The 18603-nt window shown below is 47.1% G+C and carries 16 protein-coding genes; 9 read left to right on the forward strand and 7 right to left on the reverse strand.

The genetic code is table 11. From position 1 onward, the window contains the following. Positions 1-15: 15 nt before the first annotated feature. From MKY62_RS05425 to MKY62_RS05435, 3 genes are all read right to left on the reverse strand, one after another. Complete coding sequence (locus MKY62_RS05425; RefSeq protein WP_164467503.1) at positions 16-1176, reverse strand: M20 family metallopeptidase; 1161 nt, start codon at positions 1174-1176, stop codon at positions 16-18. Between the two features lie 140 nt (positions 1177-1316). Then, positions 1317-2693, reverse strand: a complete 1377-nt coding sequence (locus MKY62_RS05430) for a membrane protein (RefSeq protein ID WP_003180274.1) — start codon at positions 2691-2693, stop codon at positions 1317-1319. Between the two features lie 108 nt (positions 2694-2801). Then, positions 2802-3305 carry an antibiotic biosynthesis monooxygenase gene (locus MKY62_RS05435; protein WP_003180276.1) on the reverse strand — a complete coding sequence of 168 codons (504 nt, stop codon included), beginning with the start codon at positions 3303-3305 and terminating at the stop codon, positions 2802-2804. 132 nt (positions 3306-3437) lie between these two features. Here MKY62_RS05435 and MKY62_RS05440 point away from each other — a divergent pair, with 132 nt between their 5' ends. The 6 genes from MKY62_RS05440 (at position 3438) to MKY62_RS05465 (ending at position 12206) form a co-directional block, all read left to right on the forward strand. Then, on the forward strand, positions 3438-5576 hold the full coding sequence (locus MKY62_RS05440; RefSeq protein ID WP_003180278.1) for a transglycosylase domain-containing protein: 2139 nt from the start codon (positions 3438-3440) through the stop codon (positions 5574-5576). Between the two features lie 125 nt (positions 5577-5701). Continuing rightward, the gene (gene hemE, locus MKY62_RS05445; RefSeq protein ID WP_011197719.1) at positions 5702-6763 is read left to right on the forward strand and encodes a uroporphyrinogen decarboxylase; all 1062 of its coding nucleotides are present in this window, start codon (positions 5702-5704) and stop codon (positions 6761-6763) included. A 73-nt stretch (positions 6764-6836) separates the two neighbouring features. Then, complete coding sequence (hemH, locus tag MKY62_RS05450) at positions 6837-7775, forward strand: ferrochelatase (RefSeq protein ID WP_003180282.1); 939 nt, start codon at positions 6837-6839, stop codon at positions 7773-7775. Positions 7776-7790: 15 nt separating this feature from the next. After that, complete coding sequence (hemY, locus tag MKY62_RS05455) at positions 7791-9203, forward strand: protoporphyrinogen oxidase (RefSeq protein ID WP_003180285.1); 1413 nt, start codon at positions 7791-7793, stop codon at positions 9201-9203. Positions 9204-9399: 196 nt separating this feature from the next. Continuing rightward, positions 9400-9972: a TetR/AcrR family transcriptional regulator gene (locus MKY62_RS05460; protein ID WP_003180287.1), complete on the forward strand. Its 573-nt coding sequence runs from the start codon at positions 9400-9402 to the stop codon at positions 9970-9972. A 71-nt stretch (positions 9973-10043) separates the two neighbouring features. Then, on the forward strand, positions 10044-12206 hold the full coding sequence (locus MKY62_RS05465) for a YhgE/Pip domain-containing protein (RefSeq protein ID WP_003180289.1): 2163 nt from the start codon (positions 10044-10046) through the stop codon (positions 12204-12206). Between the two features lie 57 nt (positions 12207-12263). Here MKY62_RS05465 and MKY62_RS05470 read toward each other — a convergent pair whose 3' ends face one another. After that, positions 12264-13259, reverse strand: coding sequence for a ketoacyl-ACP synthase III (locus MKY62_RS05470; protein WP_003180291.1), 996 nt, complete (start codon positions 13257-13259; stop codon positions 12264-12266). A gap of 106 nt (positions 13260-13365) precedes the next feature. On the opposite strand from MKY62_RS05470, the gene MKY62_RS05475 reads away from it, so the two are divergent. After that, positions 13366-14403: a M42 family metallopeptidase gene (locus MKY62_RS05475; protein ID WP_016886430.1), complete on the forward strand. Its 1038-nt coding sequence runs from the start codon at positions 13366-13368 to the stop codon at positions 14401-14403. 78 nt (positions 14404-14481) lie between these two features. On the opposite strand, the gene MKY62_RS05480 is transcribed toward MKY62_RS05475, so the two are convergent. The 3 genes from MKY62_RS05480 to yhfH all read right to left on the reverse strand — a co-directional run bounded on the left by MKY62_RS05480 (position 14482) and on the right by yhfH (position 16564). Continuing rightward, positions 14482-14679, reverse strand: a complete 198-nt coding sequence (locus MKY62_RS05480; RefSeq protein ID WP_003180298.1) for a hypothetical protein — start codon at positions 14677-14679, stop codon at positions 14482-14484. Positions 14680-14834: 155 nt separating this feature from the next. Further along, positions 14835-16121: a cation:dicarboxylase symporter family transporter gene (locus MKY62_RS05485; protein ID WP_003180300.1), complete on the reverse strand. Its 1287-nt coding sequence runs from the start codon at positions 16119-16121 to the stop codon at positions 14835-14837. 308 nt (positions 16122-16429) lie between these two features. Continuing rightward, on the reverse strand, positions 16430-16564 hold the full coding sequence (gene yhfH, locus MKY62_RS05490; protein WP_003180302.1) for a protein YhfH: 135 nt from the start codon (positions 16562-16564) through the stop codon (positions 16430-16432). Between the two features lie 156 nt (positions 16565-16720). On the opposite strand from yhfH, the gene MKY62_RS05495 reads away from it, so the two are divergent. Further along, positions 16721-17455, forward strand: a complete 735-nt coding sequence (locus MKY62_RS05495) for an MBL fold metallo-hydrolase (RefSeq protein ID WP_003180305.1) — start codon at positions 16721-16723, stop codon at positions 17453-17455. Between the two features lie 18 nt (positions 17456-17473). Beyond that, a complete protein-coding gene (gene lplJ, locus MKY62_RS05500; RefSeq protein ID WP_003180306.1) occupies positions 17474-18463 on the forward strand; it encodes a lipoate--protein ligase LplJ in 990 nt (329 codons plus the stop codon). The last annotated feature ends 140 nt before the right edge of the window (positions 18464-18603 follow it).

Consider the following 18603-nt stretch of genomic DNA (forward strand, 5'->3'; position numbering starts at 1 on the left):
TTGCTTTTTCGGTTGTTACATTGCAGGCGTTTCGCGGAGCGCCTGCTCTTTCTCCTGATAGGAGACAGCGGCATTTGCCAGCACCTTGGCTGCGATCAGCAGCGCTTTTTCATCAAGGTCGAATTTCGGATGGTGATGGGGAAACACCGCGTCCGGATTTTCAGGACGGGCGCCTGTAAAGAAAAATGTCCCTTTGACGCGCTCTAGGTAGTAAGCGAAATCTTCCCCGCCCATTTGCATGCCGCTTTCCTCAACGTTTTCGACGCCTTCTGTCTGTTTAGCGATTTTTGCGAGAAAAGTCGTTTCTTCCGGATGATTGCAGACAGGCGGATAGCCCCTTTCAAAGGAATAGTCACAGTCAGCGCCATGCATGCCGCATATACCTTTTGCAATCTGTTCAATTTCGTTTTCAATCAAGGTGCGGATTTCTTCATTGAAGGAACGCGCCGTCCCGATTAAAACGGCTTTATCAGCGATTACATTAAAGGAGTTTTCGGCAACAAATGAACCTATCGAAACGACTGCCGGCTGAGTCGGATCGAGCCTGCGGCTGACAATCTGCTGGAGTGAAGCGACGATCTGCGATCCGATCAACACGGCGTCTTTTGTTTTATGAGGCTGTGCGCCATGCCCGCCTTTGCCTTTAATCGTAATCGTAAAACGGTCCGCAGCGGCCATGATCGGTCCTGTTCGATATTGAACGGTTCCCGTCGGCTCAGTAGCCCACAAATGGGTTCCGAAAATCACGTCAACACCGTCAAGACAGCCGTCTTCAATCATCGGCCTGGCTCCGCCCGGGGAATATTCCTCGGCGTGCTGATGGATGAGGACGATCTTTCCTTTTAAACGGTCGGCATGTTCGTTCAAAATTTTCGCGAGGACGAGCAGGGTGGCCGTGTGCCCATCGTGTCCGCAGGCATGCATCACTCCCGGCACCGTCGACCGGTAAGGCACATCTTTTTCATCATGAATGGGCAGCGCGTCAAAATCGGCTCGAAGCGCAATGACGGGGCCGGGCGATCCGCCTTCGATGTGCGCGAGAACTCCGCCCCCGCCGACATTGGTGCGGATAGGAATACCGAGCGCTTCATAGTAAGAAGCGATAAATGCGGCTGTTTTCTTTTCTTGAAAAGAAAGCTCCGGGTGCTGATGAAAATGACGCCTCAATTTGACCATTTCATCGTAGTGTGCATCAAGCTGCTCATTAATTTGTCGGATGAATGCGGATGCGCTCAAAAAAATTCCTCCTTTTAGGAATGACAAGTTTTTATAATTTTATGACAACTGAAGCCGCTGTTCAACCTTGCTGTCACGTTTTATAGAAGAAAAATGGCGGCAATCGTTGTGACAGTTAATCCGGCTGCTACAGGAATAAAGTTTTTTCTGGCAAGATCGAACGGGTCCACTTTACAAATCGCTGCTACCGGAATGAGCGCCCATGGCACAAGCGTACCGCCGCCGACCCAAATGGCTGAGATTTGGCCGAGTGCGGTCAGAACGGCCGGATTGCCGTCAACAGCCGCAGCAAACATCGAAGCAGCTGATCCGGCTAGAGATATTCCTGAAAAACCGGAGCCGTCAAGACCGGTCACCGCTCCTGTGACAGTGAGCGCAACAGCGGCGATTTCCGGAGAGAGCGGAACGCTGTGGGCAAAGGCCGAGCCGAGGTCCTGCACGATCCTATTAGAAAAACCGGGTATCTCGGCTGTCAGTACTTTATCGAAACCCGCGTCGCCCAAGTAAAAAAAGGCGGCGATCGGAATGACGGGGGCAAACACTTTAAAGCCGAACTGAAATCCGCGAATGAAATAACCGGTGATTTTCTCAAGACGACGGTGTTTGTGGACGATAAAATGAATGAGAATCATGACGAAGACAGCTGTTCCTCCGACAAGCGCCGTCGCTTCGTCTCCTTGCAATTCCAGGATCAGCATCGCGGCGATATCCCCTAAAAAAATGACCGGAATCATCAGTGCGAGCCATTTTCTTGGGGCTGGGGGAAGAAGCCATTCAGGCTCGCTTTGCCGCCGCTCACTGTTTGCGGCTGCTTGATTGTCTTTCTCTTTCCTGAGCATAAAAAAGGCTGCCGCCGTTGTCGAAAAGCCCATGATCAGGACGAGCGGAACGCTTGCAGACATCACTTCTGCAACGGACAGTCCGGCTGCATCTCCGGTCAATTTAGGCGCCGCCTGGATGATGTAATCGCCTGATAGAGCGAAACCGTGGCCGAATAAATTCATGGCGCACGCTACCGCTATCGGGGAGAGGCCGGCTTTTAGCGCGGCAGGCAGGAGGACGGCGCCGATCAATGCGACAGCCGGGGAGGGCCAAAAAAATGAAGAAATGATAAACATTAAAGCTCCGGTGATCCAATAGGCCAAGGCAGGACCTTTCATCCATTTGGCGATCGGAGTGACCATTGCTTCATTAACGCCGGTCTTTGCCAGCAGTTCGCTCATCGAAACGGTAAAGCAGATGATGAAAATGGTCGGGAGAAGTTCTCCGGCGGCGTAGATTAAGCTGTTGAACAGGCCCATCACAGAGGCAATGGCAGAATGGGTAGCCGCTAATGAAATGAAAAAAACCCCGGCAAGCGATATAAAGGTGGTATCAAGACGAAGAAGCATAAATGCGAGAATTGCAGCGATAAAGCCCAAATATATAAAGTGAACGGACGTTAATTCAATTTCCATTTTCCGATCCCCCCTTTAAACATAACCTCATACAGCGTATTCCTGGGCTGTCAGAGTGTGAAGGAAGGGCTCATTTCCTCGGAAATAAAAAAACTGCCTAAAAGGCAGTTATTCGACAGAATGATACGAAGAAATATAGGATGGGCGGGAAAAAATCGTTCCGCCTTGGTTGATTCCAGCTGAAGATTCCTTCTTTTGATGGGCTTCGCCAAACGATTTGGAGCTTTTCCAGTCCTGAAACGACTGTTCTGTGTCCCACAGCGTCAGTACGATATACGTATCGCTGTCTTTCGGCCTCAGCACCCTGAGGGCCTTAAAGCCGGGCTGATTTTCGATTTTTCCGGCTCTGTTTTTAAAACGGGCTTCGAAAAGCGGCCTTCCTTCCGGTGTGACAGGGATGTTGTTGAGGACGGTGAATCCGGAATGTTCCAAAGATCCCGACTGATCGATGATTTCGTAGCGGTGAGGAGAATGAAAGACGCTTTCTCCGTCGGTTTCGTGAAAGAGAATGGCGGAATCGTGGCTTTTCATAAATAACATGTTTTCAAGACCGTGCTGTTTGGCGAGCTTTTTTAAAAAATCGACAGTTCCGTATGTAATGTAAAAATTCAATTTTATCACCCCTTTTTTGATAGTATAACAAAAGGACGATTTAAAATTCTATCCATTACCCGCTATAAATGCTGCAACATAATTTGAAGAAAAAATTCCCATACTAGCTATAGAAAGGAATGAGGTGACCATATGAGAAAGAGATTTTTCATTCCAATCATCATTACAGCGGCGATATTCCTTTTATCGTTAATCGGATATATTACGATTTTGTTCCTGGGGGATTATGTGATTGATGAAAAGAAACTGATTTTCCATGCTTCTTCTAAAATCGTCGACCATAATGGAGAAGAAGTCGCAAGCCTCTATACCGAAAACAGAAGGCCTGTTTCAATTGCCGAGGTGCCGGACAATGTAAAAAATGCCTTTATCGCGGTTGAAGACAAGCGCTTTTATGAGCACCACGGCATCGATTTTAAATCGGTTAGCCGTGCGGTCTATAAAGATATATTAGCAGGAGGAAAAGTGGAAGGGGGAAGCACGATCACCCAGCAGCTCGCAAAAAACACTTTTTTGACAAATGACAAAACGTTTTTAAGAAAAACGAAAGAAGTCATTATCGCTATCAATTTGGAGCGGGATTACAGCAAAGACAAGCTTTTGGAAATGTATTTGAACCAGCTATATTTCGGGCACGGCGTCTATGGAATCCAGGCGGCGGCAAACTACTTTTTTAACAAAGATGTGAAAGACTTGACGGTCAGTGAGGGAGCGGTGCTGGCTTCCATTCCTAAAGCGCCTTCAACGTATTCGCCCATTCTCAATCCGGAAAAAAGCCGGGAGCGGCGCAATGTCATTCTCGGCATGATGAACGAGCAGGGATATATCAGCTCAAAGGAAACCGTCAGGGCCCAAGGCAGCACATTGGGGCTCCATGTGAAAGAAAAATCAAAAAATCCGTGGCTTGACAGCTATATTGATCTTGTCATGAAAGAAGCGGAAGACAAATATTCGATATCGAGCGAACAGCTTCTCCAAGGCGGATACACGATCAGTGTTCCGCTCGATGTTTCGATTCAAAAAGCGGCCTACACGCTGATGAAGCAGGACGGCTATTTTCCCGGCACAGACAACAAAGCTGAAGGGAGCGCCGTTTTTATCGATAACAGGACAGGCGGCGTAGTGGCCGCTCTCGGAGGTCGGGAATACGCTCCGAAAGGCTACAACAGGGCAACAGCCCCGCGTCAGCCGGGTTCGACTTTTAAACCGCTTGCCGTTTACGGCCCCGCTCTTGAAGAAAAGCTGTTCAAGCCGTATTCGATGCTCGAGGATAAACAGCTGTCATACGGCGGCTACTCGCCTAAAAACTATGACGGCCAATACGCGGGCAAGGTCTCGATGGTGGATGCGCTGACATACAGCAAAAACGCGCCTGCTGTATGGACGTTAAATGAGATCGGAATCGAAACGGTGAAGCCTTATCTCAGCCGTATGGGCATGAACGTGCCGGATGAAGGGCTGGCATTGGGGCTAGGCGGTCTGGAAAAAGGGGTGTCGCCGCTCGAGCTTGCCGGGGCATACCGGACATTCGCAAATTCAGGACAATACACCGAGCCGTTTTTTATTAAAAAAATCACCGATGAAAACGGGGATGTCATGTTCCGCCACGAGGAAAAATCGGAAAAGGTTTTCAGCAAACAAACAGCGTGGAACATGACGCGGATGCTGGAGGAGGTCGTGAAAAGCGGAACGGGAAAGGCCGGTGATTTTTCCGGGGAGATTGCAGGAAAAACGGGTTCGACCACGTATACCGGAAAAGAGGGCGGAACTAAAGACGCCTGGTTTGCGGGGTATACGCCCGAAGTGACGGGAGCTGTCTGGATGGGATACGATAAAACGGATGAGTCCCATTATTTAAAAGGTGGCAGCGCTTATCCGACAAGGCTGTTTAAAGACATTTTAAAACGCACCAACCATAAGCCTGAACGGTTTAAGGCGCCTGAAGGGGTAAAAGATCTGGACAGGCCGATACGCCTCGAAGACCTGGAAAGCGTTAAAGCAGACTATTCCTTTACGCCGATGGGGCTGATTACGGTGTCATTAAAATGGCATGAACAAGAGGATAAAAGGGTTGAATACCGAATATATGAAAGGAAAAACGGAAAAGAAACGCTGATTGATACGGTTAAGGGAAAAGGAAGCTTTTCAATCCCTTATGCAAACATCTTTTCCGATGCTTCCTACAAAATTGTTCCATACAATCCGCAGACGAAAACAGAGGGAAAAGGGACTGATTATGTTGAACCGAAAGTGTTTCCTTCGGGTCATTAGATACCCGAAATTCATCAATTTCTTGAACAATAAGTCTCATGAGTATACCGTTCAATAAAAAAACGGTATATTGGAAGGAGTAATTTTGCGAACGTATGGTTGCAGCTTGAAAGGTGGATATCATGATGAAAAACGACAAGGCTTTTAATGACACATTCTTAAAAGCATGCCGAGGAGAAAAGGCCGCCCATGTACCGGTATGGTACATGAGGCAGGCCGGAAGATCACAGCCTGAGTACAGAGCGCTCAAGGAAAAGTACGGTCTGTTTGAAATTACGCATCAGCCCGAATTGTGCGCTTATGTGACAAGGCTGCCCGTCGAACAGTACGATGTCGATGCGGCGATACTTTATAAAGACATAATGACACCGCTTCCAGGTATTGGCGTTGACGTCGAAATTAAAAACGGGATCGGCCCTGTCATCGATCAGCCGATTACATCTCTCGCAGATGTTGAAAAACTCGGCGAACTCGATCCGCAAGAGCATATTCCATATGTGCTGGAGACGATCAGGCTGTTGACGGAAGAACAGCTGAACGTTCCGCTGATCGGTTTTACAGGGGCGCCCTTTACATTGGCCAGCTATATGATCGAAGGCGGCCCGTCCAAAAACTACAATAAAACAAAAGCGTTTATGTACAGCCAGCCTGCTGCATGGGATCTTTTGATGAAAAAGCTCGGGAAGATGGCGGCTGTATACGTTAAAGCTCAAATCCGCGCCGGCGCCAAAGCCATCCAGGTGTTCGATTCCTGGGTCGGCGCGCTGAACGCCGGTGATTACTGCCGCTACATCAAACCGACGATGGACGTTCTTTTCAAAGAGTTGAAAAAAGAAGACGTGCCGCTGATTATGTTCGGGGTCGGCGCAAGCCACCTCGCGACTGAATGGCACGATCTTGACCTCGACGTCGTCGGGCTGGATTGGCGGATGAGCGTACAGGAAGCCAGGGATAAAGGGCTGACAAAAACGCTCCAGGGAAATTTGGATCCTTCGATCCTGCTTGCCCCGTGGGAAGTCATCGAAGAAAGGACGAAAGCCATTCTCGATCAGGGCATGCAGACGGACCGGTTTATTTTCAACCTCGGACACGGGATCTTTCCAGAAGTGAGTCCCGACACACTGAAAAAATTGACGGCATTTGTTCATGAGTATTCCGCCTCAAAAAAATCGAGCCTGATCACATGAGCATTTCAGTTGGTCTTTTCAATATAAACTGTCAAAATACGTATAGATCATGATCTTTAAAGAGGTGTTCACGTTGGGTAAAAAGAAAATGGGGCTTCTTGTCATGGCATATGGGACGCCGTACAAAGAGGAAGACATTGAACGTTATTATACACACATCAGAAGAGGCAGGAAGCCTGAGCCTGACATGCTTCAGGACTTAAAAGACCGCTATAAGGCGATCGGCGGAATTTCTCCGCTTGCAAAGATCACGCAAGAGCAGACGAAGCAGCTGGAAAAACGCTTAAACGAGCTTCAGGATGATGTGGTATTCAAGTCATATATCGGTCTCAAACATATCGAACCTTTCATCGAGGATGCCGTTCAGGAGATGCATAAAGACGGGATTACAGAAGCCGTCAGCATCGTGCTTGCGCCCCATTTCTCCACCTTCAGCGTACAGTCGTACAACAAGCGGGCGAAAGACGAGGCTGAAAAGCTCGGCGGATTGTCGATCACATCGATCAACAGCTGGTATGATGAGCCGAAATTCATCGCATATTGGGCGGATCAAGTGAGAAAAATCTATGACGAAATGCCTTCGGAAGAAAGGGAAAACGCCGTCTTGATTGTATCGGCGCACAGCCTTCCCGAAAAGATCGTCGAAATGGGTGATCCATATCCTGAACAGCTTAAAGAATCAGCGAAGCTGATTGCCGAAGCGGCGGGTGTAAAAGATTACGCCGTCGGCTGGCAAAGCGAAGGAAACACCCCTGATCCGTGGCTTGGGCCGGATGTTCAGGATTTGACCCGTGACTTGTCAGAGCAAAAAGGGTACAGCGCTTTTGTTTATGCTCCCGTCGGCTTCGTAGCTGACCATTTGGAAGTTCTTTATGACAACGATTATGAATGCAAAGTCGTCACAGACGATATCGGAGCAAGCTATTACAGACCTGAAATGCCTAACGCAAAACATGAGTTTATCGATGCTTTAGCAGATGTTGTATTAAAACAATTGGAGAAAGAACAGTAAAGAAGGCGATTGTAAATGAGTGGAGAACGCAGGCAGATTGTCATCATCGGCGGCGGTATTACCGGATTGGCCGCCGCCTTCTACTTGGAGAAGGAAATCAAAAAGAACGATCTCCCGGCCGAAGTCACGCTTGTTGAAGCAAGTCCGAGACTGGGCGGAAAGATACAGACGGTACACAAAGACGGCTATGTGATTGAACGAGGGCCGGATTCATTTTTGGAACGGAAGCAAAGCGCACCTCAGCTCGTGAAGGATCTCGGGCTGGAGCACTTGCTCGTGAACAACGCGACAGGCCAGTCTTATGTTCTTGTCAGCGAAACGCTCTATCCGATTCCGGAAGGAGCTGTGATGGGGGTGCCGACAAAAATCGGACCTTTTCTGACAACCGGCTTGTTTTCCTTGCCGGGGAAGTTGAGAGCCGGAATGGATTTGCTGCTTCCAGCGAGCAAGCCGCAGGAAGACCAGTCGCTCGGAGAATTTTTCAGAAGGCGCGTCGGCGGTGAAGTGGTGGAGAACCTGATCGAACCGCTTTTGTCAGGCATTTATGCCGGGGACATTGACCGCCTCAGTCTGATGTCAACTTTCCCGCAATTCTACCAGACAGAACAGAAGTACAGAAGCTTGATCATCGGGATGAAAAAATCGCGCGGCGCCCAGAGCGCCAAAAAGCCTGCGAACAAAAAGAAAGGCCAGTTCCAGACGGTGAAAACCGGCCTGCAGACGATTGTTGAAGAACTGGAAAAGCAGCTCGATATCACAAAGGTTTATAAAGGCACAAAGGTCGTCAGCATTGAGCGCGCGGGCTCGGGCTACAGCATGAAGCTTGACAACGGCAAGGTGCTTCACGCTGATTCGGCCGTGGTCACCGCTCCCCATAAAGCAGCTGCCGCGATGTTTCCAAAAGCGGATTGGCTGAAGGGTTTAGAAGATATGGTGTCAACATCTGTCGCCAATGTGGCGCTCGGATTTCCGGAAGAAGCCGTCCAAATGGAGCATCAAGGAACAGGCTTTGTCATTTCAAGGAACAGCGACTTTTCGATTACGGCGTGTACTTGGACAAACAAAAAATGGCCGAGCACAACGCCTGAAGGAAAAGTTCTGTTAAGAGCTTATGTGGGGAAAGCCGGCGATGAGTCCGTTGTCGAACAGTCAGATAACGAAATGGTGAAAATCGTCCTCGACGATATAAGGCGGATTATGAAGATCGACGGCGAGCCGGAAATGACCTGCATCACAAGATGGCATGAAGCGATGCCGCAATACCATGTCGGCCATAAGAAAAGAATGAAAGAGATCAGGGAAGGGTTACAGGCGTCATATCCGGGCGTTTTCATGACGGGGGCCTCTTTTGAAGGGGTCGGCATTCCGGATTGCATCGACCAAGGCAAGCAGGCCGTAGCCGATGTACTCTCACACCTTTTCGAATAAAGAAGAGCAAATAAAGCTGTCCGAATCCATTCGGCGGCTTTTTTTTATTTCACTCTTTTTACAGCTTTCATCATTTTAAAGTTTGTTTATGGAAAAGATAACATTTAATCTTTGCATTTTACATTTATATGTGTTACATTACTTTTTGTACTTACTGACCAAAATGTTCAAATAGTCAATTTCGGGGTGAGAAACCGTGAGCAAAGATCGAAAAGCACTGATTTTAGAAGCGGCGACAAAATCGTTTACACAATTCGGCTACAAAGCGACGACGATGGATCTGGTGGCGAAGCTTGCCAATGTCGGCAAAGGTACGATTTATACTTTTTTCAAGAATAAAGAGGAACTGTTCGACGACATTTTTTCTTCGCTTCTGATTGAGATGAAGCAAACGGCTGATCAAGCGATTGATCCTGATCTGCCTTTTCACGAAAATGCCCATCGCGCGATGATGGCGATATTGGAGTACAGAAAGAAGCACCAGCTGACCATTAAGATCTTTCAGGAAGGTGCGGAGCTCGGCACACCGGCGGCCCGCGAAGTGATTGAAAAGCTGGAACGCATGGTCATCAGCTATATTAAGAGAAAGATTAAAGAAGCGATTAAAAATGACGATATTAGACCGTGTGACCCCGAGCTGAACGCGTTTGTCATCTTCAAGCTTTACATCGCGCTCATCTTTGACTGGGAAAAAAACCATGAACCGCTGAAAGATGAAGAGTTGGCAGAGATGCTGAAAATGTATATTTTAAAAGGATTATCTCGTTAGATTGTCCTTTCTTTGTTTAAAGGGGTGCTTATCCGCATAGAGAGCGGCTACTAACTAGGAGGCGTATCAACATGAATGTTTTCAAAAACCAGTGGAGAGAACTGATAACCAATAAAAAACTACTGATATCCGTGATCGGTGTTCTCTTTATACCGCTGATTTACAGCAGCATATTTTTGGCGGCGTACTGGGACCCATACGGAAACGTCGATCAGCTCCCCGTAGCGGTTGTGAATTCCGACAAGGGAACGACATATGAAGGAAAAGACCTTCACATCGGCGACGACCTTGTCAAAGAACTGAAAAAAAACGATAAATTCGACTGGCATTTTACGACGAAGGAAAAAGCGCTGAGAGGCTTGCAAAATGAGGAATACTACATGGTTGTAGAAATTCCTGAAAACTTTTCGAAGGATGCCAGCACGGTGATGGATAAACATCCGAAAAAGCTGAATCTGATTTATCATACAAACGCAGGACGAAACTATGTCGGCGCCCAGATCAGCGATAAAGCGATTGAACAGCTTCAGCATTCAGTAGGTTCTGAAATCACGCAGCAATATGCCGAAGTCATCTTTGACAATTTCGGCAAAATCGCAAAAGGTCTCGGTGAAGCCAGCGAAGGTGCCGGAAAACTGGATAAAGGACTGAAAGATGCGAAAGAAGGAAGCGAAAAGCTGAAAAAGAACCTTGAAAAGCTTGCGAAAAGCCAAATTCAGTTCAACAAAGACGGAATGGAGAAGTTCGGCGCGGCATTCAATACGCTGAACGACAAAATTCATGAACTTGATTCAGGGCTTGCGCAATTTTTAGAAAAAAGCGGCCAGCTGCACAGCGGTGCTCAACAGCTCCAACAAGGCATGCCTCAGATTGTGGCGGGATTGGAGCAGATGAATGAAAAAGCGCAGATGATAAGCAAACTCGAAGAAGCCATTTCAAATGAAAAGATTCAGCAGCTTGAAACGGCACTTTCAAACGCCGAAAAGGCGAAAAAAGAAATCAGTCAGATTTCAAAAAATATTGATGAGCTTGAAGCGGCATTGAAAAACCAGCATAGTGAAGTCAAACAAATTATTGAATCCAGCAACATGCTGACACAAGAACAGAAAGCCGCGCTTATGAAACAAGTCGATGAAAAAATGGGAACGGTGAAGCTGCCTGAGTTTGACAAGTTGAAAGCGCAAATTCCCGATGTAAGCGAACTTCCCGATTTATCCGGGCTGAAACAGAAGCTTGAGGAATTGAAGCAAGTTCCTTCAAATGTGAATAAGCTCTATAAAGGATCGCAAAAGATTCAGCAAGGGCTCGATGCGCTGACAAACGGTTTGGGTGCTTACAACGAAAAATTCGCGGAGGCGAAAAGCGGATCATCCAAAATCGCCGAAGGCAGCCAGACGTTAGTCGGGAAGTTCGGCGATCTGCAAAGCGCGGCTGATAAACTGAAAGACGGTTCTTCCAAGCTTGCAGAAGGGGCTAAATCTCTTGATGAAGGTCTTGGCAAGCTGTCTGACGGAAGCGGGGAGCTGTTTGACAAGCTGTCTGACGCTGCCGATCAGACCGGCGATATTCAAGCGGGAGACGAAAACTACAATATGTTCTCAGATCCCGTCGATGTGAAAGGCGATAAAATCGATCCGGTTTCCAACTACGGAACAGGATTAACCCCGTATATTTTGTCGCTCGGCTTATTTGTCGGTGCATTAATGATCACCGTCGTCTTTGATGTGAAAGAGCCGGCCGTCCGGCCTGAATCAGCTTTCGGCTGGTTTATGAGCAAATTCAGCGTACTTTTTGCAGTGGGGATTCTTCAAGCGGCGATCGCCTGCACGATCATTCTCTCTGGCATCGGGCTTGAAGTGCAAAGCGTCTGGAGATTTTATGTGTTCAGTATGATCATGAGCATTACATGTCTTGCGATCATTCAATTTTTGGCTGCGACCATGGGAAATCCGGGACGTTTCATTGCCGTCATTCTGCTCGTGCTTCAGCTTGGAGGAAGCGGAGGAACATTCCCTCTTGCACTTGTTCCTAAGTTCTTCCAAGTCATCCATTCCGCACTGCCGATGACCTACAGCATTGCGGGATACAGAGCGGTGATTTCAAGCGGAGACTACGCGTATATGTGGGAGCAGGCTGCCGTGCTCGGCGGTGTTGCGATCGTCATGATGGCCTTGACGCTGATTTATTTTAAAGTGCTGCTGAGAAAAGGAAAAGTTGAAGAGCAGCACGCATAAAAGAAAAACATCTTTTCAAGCCCGGCAAGGGCAAGAAAAGATGTTTTTTTTTTGAAATCAGGAAGCTGGCGCGCCCCATTTTACAATCAGTCCCGTATATGTAAGACCCCCGCCGAAACCGAACAGAATCAAGGTATCGCCCTCTTTCAACTTTCCGTTTTTGACGGCTTCATCAAGGGCGAGAACGATTGATACGGATGAGGTGTTGCCAAACCATTCGACGCTCGTCAGCGCTTTTTCGAGTGAAATTCCGGTTTTTTCGCAAATTGATTCGACCATTCGCAAATTCGCGCTGTGCGGGACGAACCAATCGATATCTTTCAGCTCCATTTCAGCTTGGATAAGCAGCTTTTTGACGCCTTCGGGAATGGATCTGACCGCCCATTTATACACTTCGCGGCCGTTTTGAACCATTTTTCCTTCACCTGAGAGCGGCTCCCCTTTAAGGTCGCTGCGCAAGCCGGTTCTGTATAAATGGCGGGCTCCGTCACCTTTCGTATCCTGGGTAAAAGTAATAAAGCTTGGGGAATTGTCGTCCCGTTCGACAAGCAGGGCGCCCGCGCCGTCGCCGAACAAAATGCAAGACGCGCGGTCTGTGTAGTCGGTTGTTTTGGATAAGGTTTCACCGCTGATCACAAGAATTTTTTTATGCAGTCCGGAAGTGATCAGGCCGTTGGCGATATGCAATCCGTATGTTAATCCCGCGCAAGTCGCATTTACATCCACCGCGCCGACTTCTTTCCATCCGAAGTGCTCCTGAACCTGGCATGCCGTGCTTGGAAAAGCATAGTCCGCCGTTGTGGTAGAGACGATGATCATGTCAATATCGTCCAGCGTGCCGTTGTATCTGCTTTGTAGATTTTCAACGGCCTTTATGCAAAGATCTGATGTGAATTCGTGACTTCCTGCGATTCGCCTTTCTTTCATTCCTGTCCGCTGAACGATCCATTCATCAGAAGTATCGACGATTTTTTCAAAGTCTTTGTTTGTCATGCGCTTTTCGGGAACATAGGTGCCGATGGCGGAAATTCGCGCTTTTGATAAAGTTTTCATGAAGTTCACTCTCCTTTTTTTTATTATAACACCTAGTATTAGTATCTGGTACTAAAATATTGATCTGATGTATACTATAAACATCACAAGTTGGGAGGAATGAACAATGTCAGGACAGAAAACGCTGGAGCTCATCAAGGAGCTCGTCTCCATCCCGAGCCCTACCGGAAATACGTATGACATCATAGACTATATCAATCGCCTATTACAGGAAGAAGGAGTCGAAACAAAGTTTAACCGTAAGGGCGGCCTGATCGCGACGATACCGGGCCGCGACAAAGCCCGGCACCGGATGCTCACCGCTCATGTCGATACCCTCGGAGCGATGGTGAAAGAGATTAAGCCGAACGGAAGGCTGAAAATTGACTTAATCGGGGGGTTCAATTACAACTCGATTGAAGGCGAGTATTGCAAAATTGAAACAGCATCAGGGAAAACTTACACCGGCACGATCTTAATGCATCAGACATCAGTGCATGTTTACAAAGACGCCGGAAAAGCCGAGCGGAACCAGAAGAATATGGAGGTCCGCATTGACGAACCGGTCCGCAGTGAAGAAGAAACCCGGGCGCTCGGCATCAATGTCGGTGATTTTATCTCCTTCGACCCGCGCGTTGAGATCACACCGAGCGGGTTTATCAAATCGCGTCATCTTGATGATAAAGCAAGCGTCGCCCTCCTTATTGAGCTGATCAGAACGATCAACACAGAAGGGATGACACTGCCTTACACAACACATTTTTTAATTTCCAATAATGAAGAAATCGGTTATGGCGGCAACTCCAATATCCCGCCTGAAACGGTGGAATATTTGGCTGTTGATATGGGAGCGATCGGCGATGGGCAGTCAACCGACGAATATACGGTATCCATTTGTGTGAAGGATGCCAGCGGGCCATATCACTACGGGCTTCGCAAGCGTCTGACCGCTCTTTGTGAAACATACGGAATCGAGTATAAGCTTGATATTTACCCGTACTACGGCTCAGATGCTTCAGCAGCCATCAGAGCGGGCCATGATATCGTCCACGGGCTGATCGGCCCGGGAATTGACGCATCCCACGCGTTTGAAAGGACGCATCAGTCGTCCCTGGAGCAGACGGCAAAGCTGCTGTATCATTATGTCCTGTCTGACATGGCATAAAAAAGCTCCCAAAGGACCCCGGTCCCTTGGGAGTAAAAAAAGAGTGGAAGTCATCCATCCGTAGAGGATGGCGTTTACTTACCAGTAATCATAGTGTTTTTTCTTTTTGCAGTGATCAAAGTGGTCAAACTTCTTGTAGTCATAGTCATAATCATACTTCTTATAGCATGGATAATAGTAGTAATAATAGTAGTAGTAGTATTTCTTGCAGTCGTGGTCTTTCTTGTGGTAGTCAAAGTCATAATCTTTCTTGCAATGGTCATGGTAAAAATACATTAAACTTCCCTCCAGTTTTCTTTTCTAATTTAACTACAGTACATCGTATGTAAACGAAAGGAAGTTGTTTGGACAGGTTTCTTGAGCAAATTGCATATTTTTAAAAAAACGTATGTTTCTCCAAAAGCGGGAAACATACGTTTTTTTGCGGGCTGTCAGCCGGACATTTTCATATCTGCCGGCTCCCTTTGATTTAAGACGGTCTGTCCTTTAACGGCGTCATATTCACCTTCCCATTTTGACATGACCACAGCGGCAAGAGCGTTTCCGGTCAGGTTGACGACCGTTCTCGCCATATCCATAATCCGGTCGACTCCGGCAATGAAGGCCAGCCCTTCAGCAGGAACGCCGATCGTGCCCAGAGTCGCGAGAAGAACGACGAATGATGTGCCGGGAACGGCAGCCATTCCTTTAGAAGTGACCATCAGGACAAGGATGAGCGTGAGCTGCTGCCCAATGGACAGATCGATGCCGTAGACCTGCGCCAGAAACAGCGCCGCGATTGCCTGATACAGGACAGAGCCGTCAAGGTTAAATGTGTAGCCGATCGGAATGACAAACGACACAATGCCTTTCGGACAGCCGATTTTCTCCATTTTTTCCATGACGCGCGGAAGCACAGTTTCAGAGCTTGATGTACTGTATGCAAGAAGAAGCTCATCTTTCATATAGGCCAAAAATTTAAATATATTGATACCGCACAGCTTGCCGACGATCCCAAAAATGACAATCAGAAAGAAAGCAAGAGCAAGATAGACAAGCAAAACGAGCTTTCCCAATGATAAAAGCGAAGAAAAACCAAATTTTGAAACCGTTACACCAATTAAAGCAAAAACGCCGAACGGCGCGAATTTCATGACGATGTTCACGACGTGGAACATGGCTTGAGACGTTGCCTCAAAAAAGGAAAGCACAGGCTTGCCTTTTTCGCCTATGGCTGACACTCCGAGTGCGAACAGAACAGTGAAGCAAATGATCGCAAGCAGATCGCCTTCAGCGAGCGATTGGAAAAAGTTTGTCGGCACAATGTGCAGGAACGTGTCTGCGACAGATTTGGTGCTTGCCTCTTTTTCTGTTTCTACATATTGGCTGATATCCTGTTTTTCAGCACCAGAAAAGTTTACGCCGTGTCCAGGCTGAATGATATTTCCAAGGAGCAGTCCGAGCACGATCGCAAAAGTCGTAATGATTTCAAAGTACAGAATCGTCCGAAAACCGAGCCTGCCGACCTTTTTTCCGCTGCCGGCCCCTGCAACCCCGACAATCAAGCTTGAAACGACAATAGGAATCACAATCATTTTGATTAATCTTAAGAACAAATCACCGACGGGCTGCAGATACGTTGCGACCGCAGGGTTTCCGAACCAAATCGCTCCTGCTGCAACACCTAAAATCAGCCCGAGGAAAATTTGTGTGGCTAATCCGAATTTAAGTCTTTTCATAGATGCCCTCCCAACGCATGCTTAATTTATACTAGAATATTAAACTTGAGATCGTAAATTAAGTATAGCGAAAGAAAATACAGCTCGTCCATTAAAAAAATAACGTCTGAATATATTGAAAATTCAAATATGAGATGATCATCCCAGCTTAAATTCAAATCGGGACGTTCATCGGTGTATATTTCCCTAAGTGAAATAGTAAAATGTTATTAAAATAATGAATTTTGACAAGAATCTCTCTCTTTATAACTAACTTTATGACAAAAAAACGCCCCGGGGAGATCCGCCGGGGCATTTTTTAATGACGTCTATATATCTTTTACATTTAAGCATTTAGAGCAAGTGTTTCCGTAGCATTCGTGCTGCTCATCAATATCGTGGCCGCATTTTGAACATTTTTTGGAAGGCAAATTTCTGAAGAACTCGGTGATTTTAGCGAGCATGTTGATTCCCCCAATTCGTTTGTTGCAATCATTGTATTATAACAGAGACCGGAAAATCAATGTCTGTTTTATGACAAAATATAAAACATGCAATTTTTAAGAAAAATGGGTATATTGAATAGGGGGACGATAGACACGAAAAAGAGGTGTGTATACATGAAGGTGACAGTCATCGGCTGCTGCGGAGGATTTCCGGCTGCAAATGAAGCGACTTCAGGCTATCTCTTTCAATCCGGGGACTATTCCGTTTTAATCGACTGCGGCAGTGCCGTTTTATCCAAACTTCAGCTGTTTCTGCCCGTTGAGGAGCTAGATGCCGTTATATTATCCCATTATCATCATGACCATATTGCGGATGTCGGCCCTTTGCAATTTGCCAAACTGGTCGGCTCATTCCTCGGCAAGGGAGCGGATGCCCTTCCGATATATGGACATCCTTTTGATGAAGAGCAGTTTTCAAAGCTTACATATAAAACGCATACCGCTGGATTGGCGTATGATCCGACACAGCCTTTGGCTATCGGACCGTTTACGTTCACGTTTTTAAAAACGGTTCACCCTGTTGACTGCTTTGCCATGAGGGTGACGGACGGTGTTCATTCTGTCGTTTATACGGCCGACTCGAGCTTTCAGGAAGCCTTTATTCCGTTCAGCGAAGGAGCCGATCTCTTGATCTCAGAGTGCAACTTTTATGCGGATCAGGATGGGAGGAGCGCCGGTCATATGAACAGTCTTGAAGCGGGGCGGATCGCTGCGGAAGCGGGTGCCGGGCAGCTTCTCTTGACACACCTCCCGCATTTCGGGGAACACCAAAAACTGATAGAAGAGGCCCAAACCGTTTATAAAGGTGCGGTTGTTCTGGCGCACACCGGTTATGTGTGGGGAGAATAGAAGGAGGAACTGACAAACATGCTGTTTATCGATAATCAAAATATTACAGATCCGAGGATCAACTTGGCGATTGAGGAGTACTGCTTAAAGCATCTCGATCCTGAAGAGACGTATCTGCTGTTTTATATCAACCAGCCGTCGATCATCATCGGCAAAAATCAAAATACGATCGAGGAAATCAACACAAAATATGTAGATGAAAACGGGATCATTGTCGTCCGCAGGCTGTCAGGCGGCGGAGCTGTCTACCATGATCTCGGGAACTTGAACTTCAGTTTTATTACGAAGGACGACGGCAACAGCTTCCACAACTTCAAGAAGTTTACTGAGCCCGTTGTGGCCGCTTTAAAACGGCTTGGCGTCGATGCGGAGCTGAGCGGCCGAAACGATTTGATGGCAAACGGCCGGAAAATCTCGGGAAACGCCCAGTTTTCAACGAAAGGAAGAATGTTCAGCCACGGCACGCTGTTGTTCGATTCTGAGATTGAACATGTCGTATCGGCTTTAAAAGTGAAAAAAGATAAAATCGAATCAAAAGGCATTAAATCGATCAGGAGCCGTGTGGCCAATATTAGCGAGTTTCTCGATCAGAAGATGACGACAGTGGAATTCCGAAGCATGCTTCTCCGCTATATTTTTGATACAGAAGGGGAAATACCGGAGTATAAGCTGACTGAAAAAGACTGGAAAATCATTAATCAAATTTCAAAGGAACGCTATCAAAACTGGGATTGGAACTATGGGAAGTCTCCGAAATTCAATCTGCAGCATTCTAAACGATTTCAAGCTGGATCGGTCGACATCCGCCTCGAAGTGCAAAAAGGCGTGATCCGCGAGTGCAAAATATTCGGTGACTTTTTCGGAGTCGGAGATGTCAGCGACATCGAAGAGAAGCTGACAGGCGTGCAGTATGAAAGAAAAGCGATTGAAGAAGCTCTTCAAGGCGTGGACATTAAGCATTACTTCGGCAATATTCAAAAAGAAGAATTTTTGGATCTTGTCTACTAATAGAGAGGCTGCGGTTTCCGCGGCCCCTTTTTTAACATGAGAGGAATGGAAGATATTTCCCGGCAGCCCTTGAGTGTTTTCTGTTCATTTACTATAATGGGAATAGATTTTGATTATCACAAAATGAATGGTCATTCATT

The sequence above is a fragment of the Bacillus sp. FSL R7-0646 genome, from assembly GCF_037969865.1.
GTDB lineage: Bacteria > Bacillota > Bacilli > Bacillales > Bacillaceae > Bacillus > Bacillus licheniformis.

Bases quoted from the DNA above. Each gene is read 5' to 3' on its own strand.
- MKY62_RS05425 (WP_164467503.1), bottom strand. From the start codon at position 1,176: ATGGTCAAATTGAGGCGTCATTTTCATCAGCACCCGGAGCTTTCTTTT.
- MKY62_RS05430 (WP_003180274.1), bottom strand. From the start codon at position 2,693: ATGGAAATTGAATTAACGTCCGTTCACTTTATATATTTGGGCTTTATC.
- MKY62_RS05440 (WP_003180278.1), top strand. From the start codon at position 3,438: ATGAGAAAGAGATTTTTCATTCCAATCATCATTACAGCGGCGATATTC.
- hemE (WP_011197719.1), top strand. From the start codon at position 5,702: ATGAAAAACGACAAGGCTTTTAATGACACATTCTTAAAAGCATGCCGA.
- hemY (WP_003180285.1), top strand. From the start codon at position 7,791: ATGAGTGGAGAACGCAGGCAGATTGTCATCATCGGCGGCGGTATTACC.
- MKY62_RS05465 (WP_003180289.1), top strand. From the start codon at position 10,044: ATGAATGTTTTCAAAAACCAGTGGAGAGAACTGATAACCAATAAAAAA.
- MKY62_RS05470 (WP_003180291.1), bottom strand. From the start codon at position 13,259: ATGAAAACTTTATCAAAAGCGCGAATTTCCGCCATCGGCACCTATGTT.
- MKY62_RS05475 (WP_016886430.1), top strand. From the start codon at position 13,366: ATGTCAGGACAGAAAACGCTGGAGCTCATCAAGGAGCTCGTCTCCATC.
- MKY62_RS05480 (WP_003180298.1), bottom strand. From the start codon at position 14,679: ATGTATTTTTACCATGACCATTGCAAGAAAGATTATGACTTTGACTAC.
- MKY62_RS05485 (WP_003180300.1), bottom strand. From the start codon at position 16,121: ATGAAAAGACTTAAATTCGGATTAGCCACACAAATTTTCCTCGGGCTG.
- yhfH (WP_003180302.1), bottom strand. From the start codon at position 16,564: ATGCTCGCTAAAATCACCGAGTTCTTCAGAAATTTGCCTTCCAAAAAA.
- MKY62_RS05495 (WP_003180305.1), top strand. From the start codon at position 16,721: ATGAAGGTGACAGTCATCGGCTGCTGCGGAGGATTTCCGGCTGCAAAT.
- lplJ (WP_003180306.1), top strand. From the start codon at position 17,474: ATGCTGTTTATCGATAATCAAAATATTACAGATCCGAGGATCAACTTG.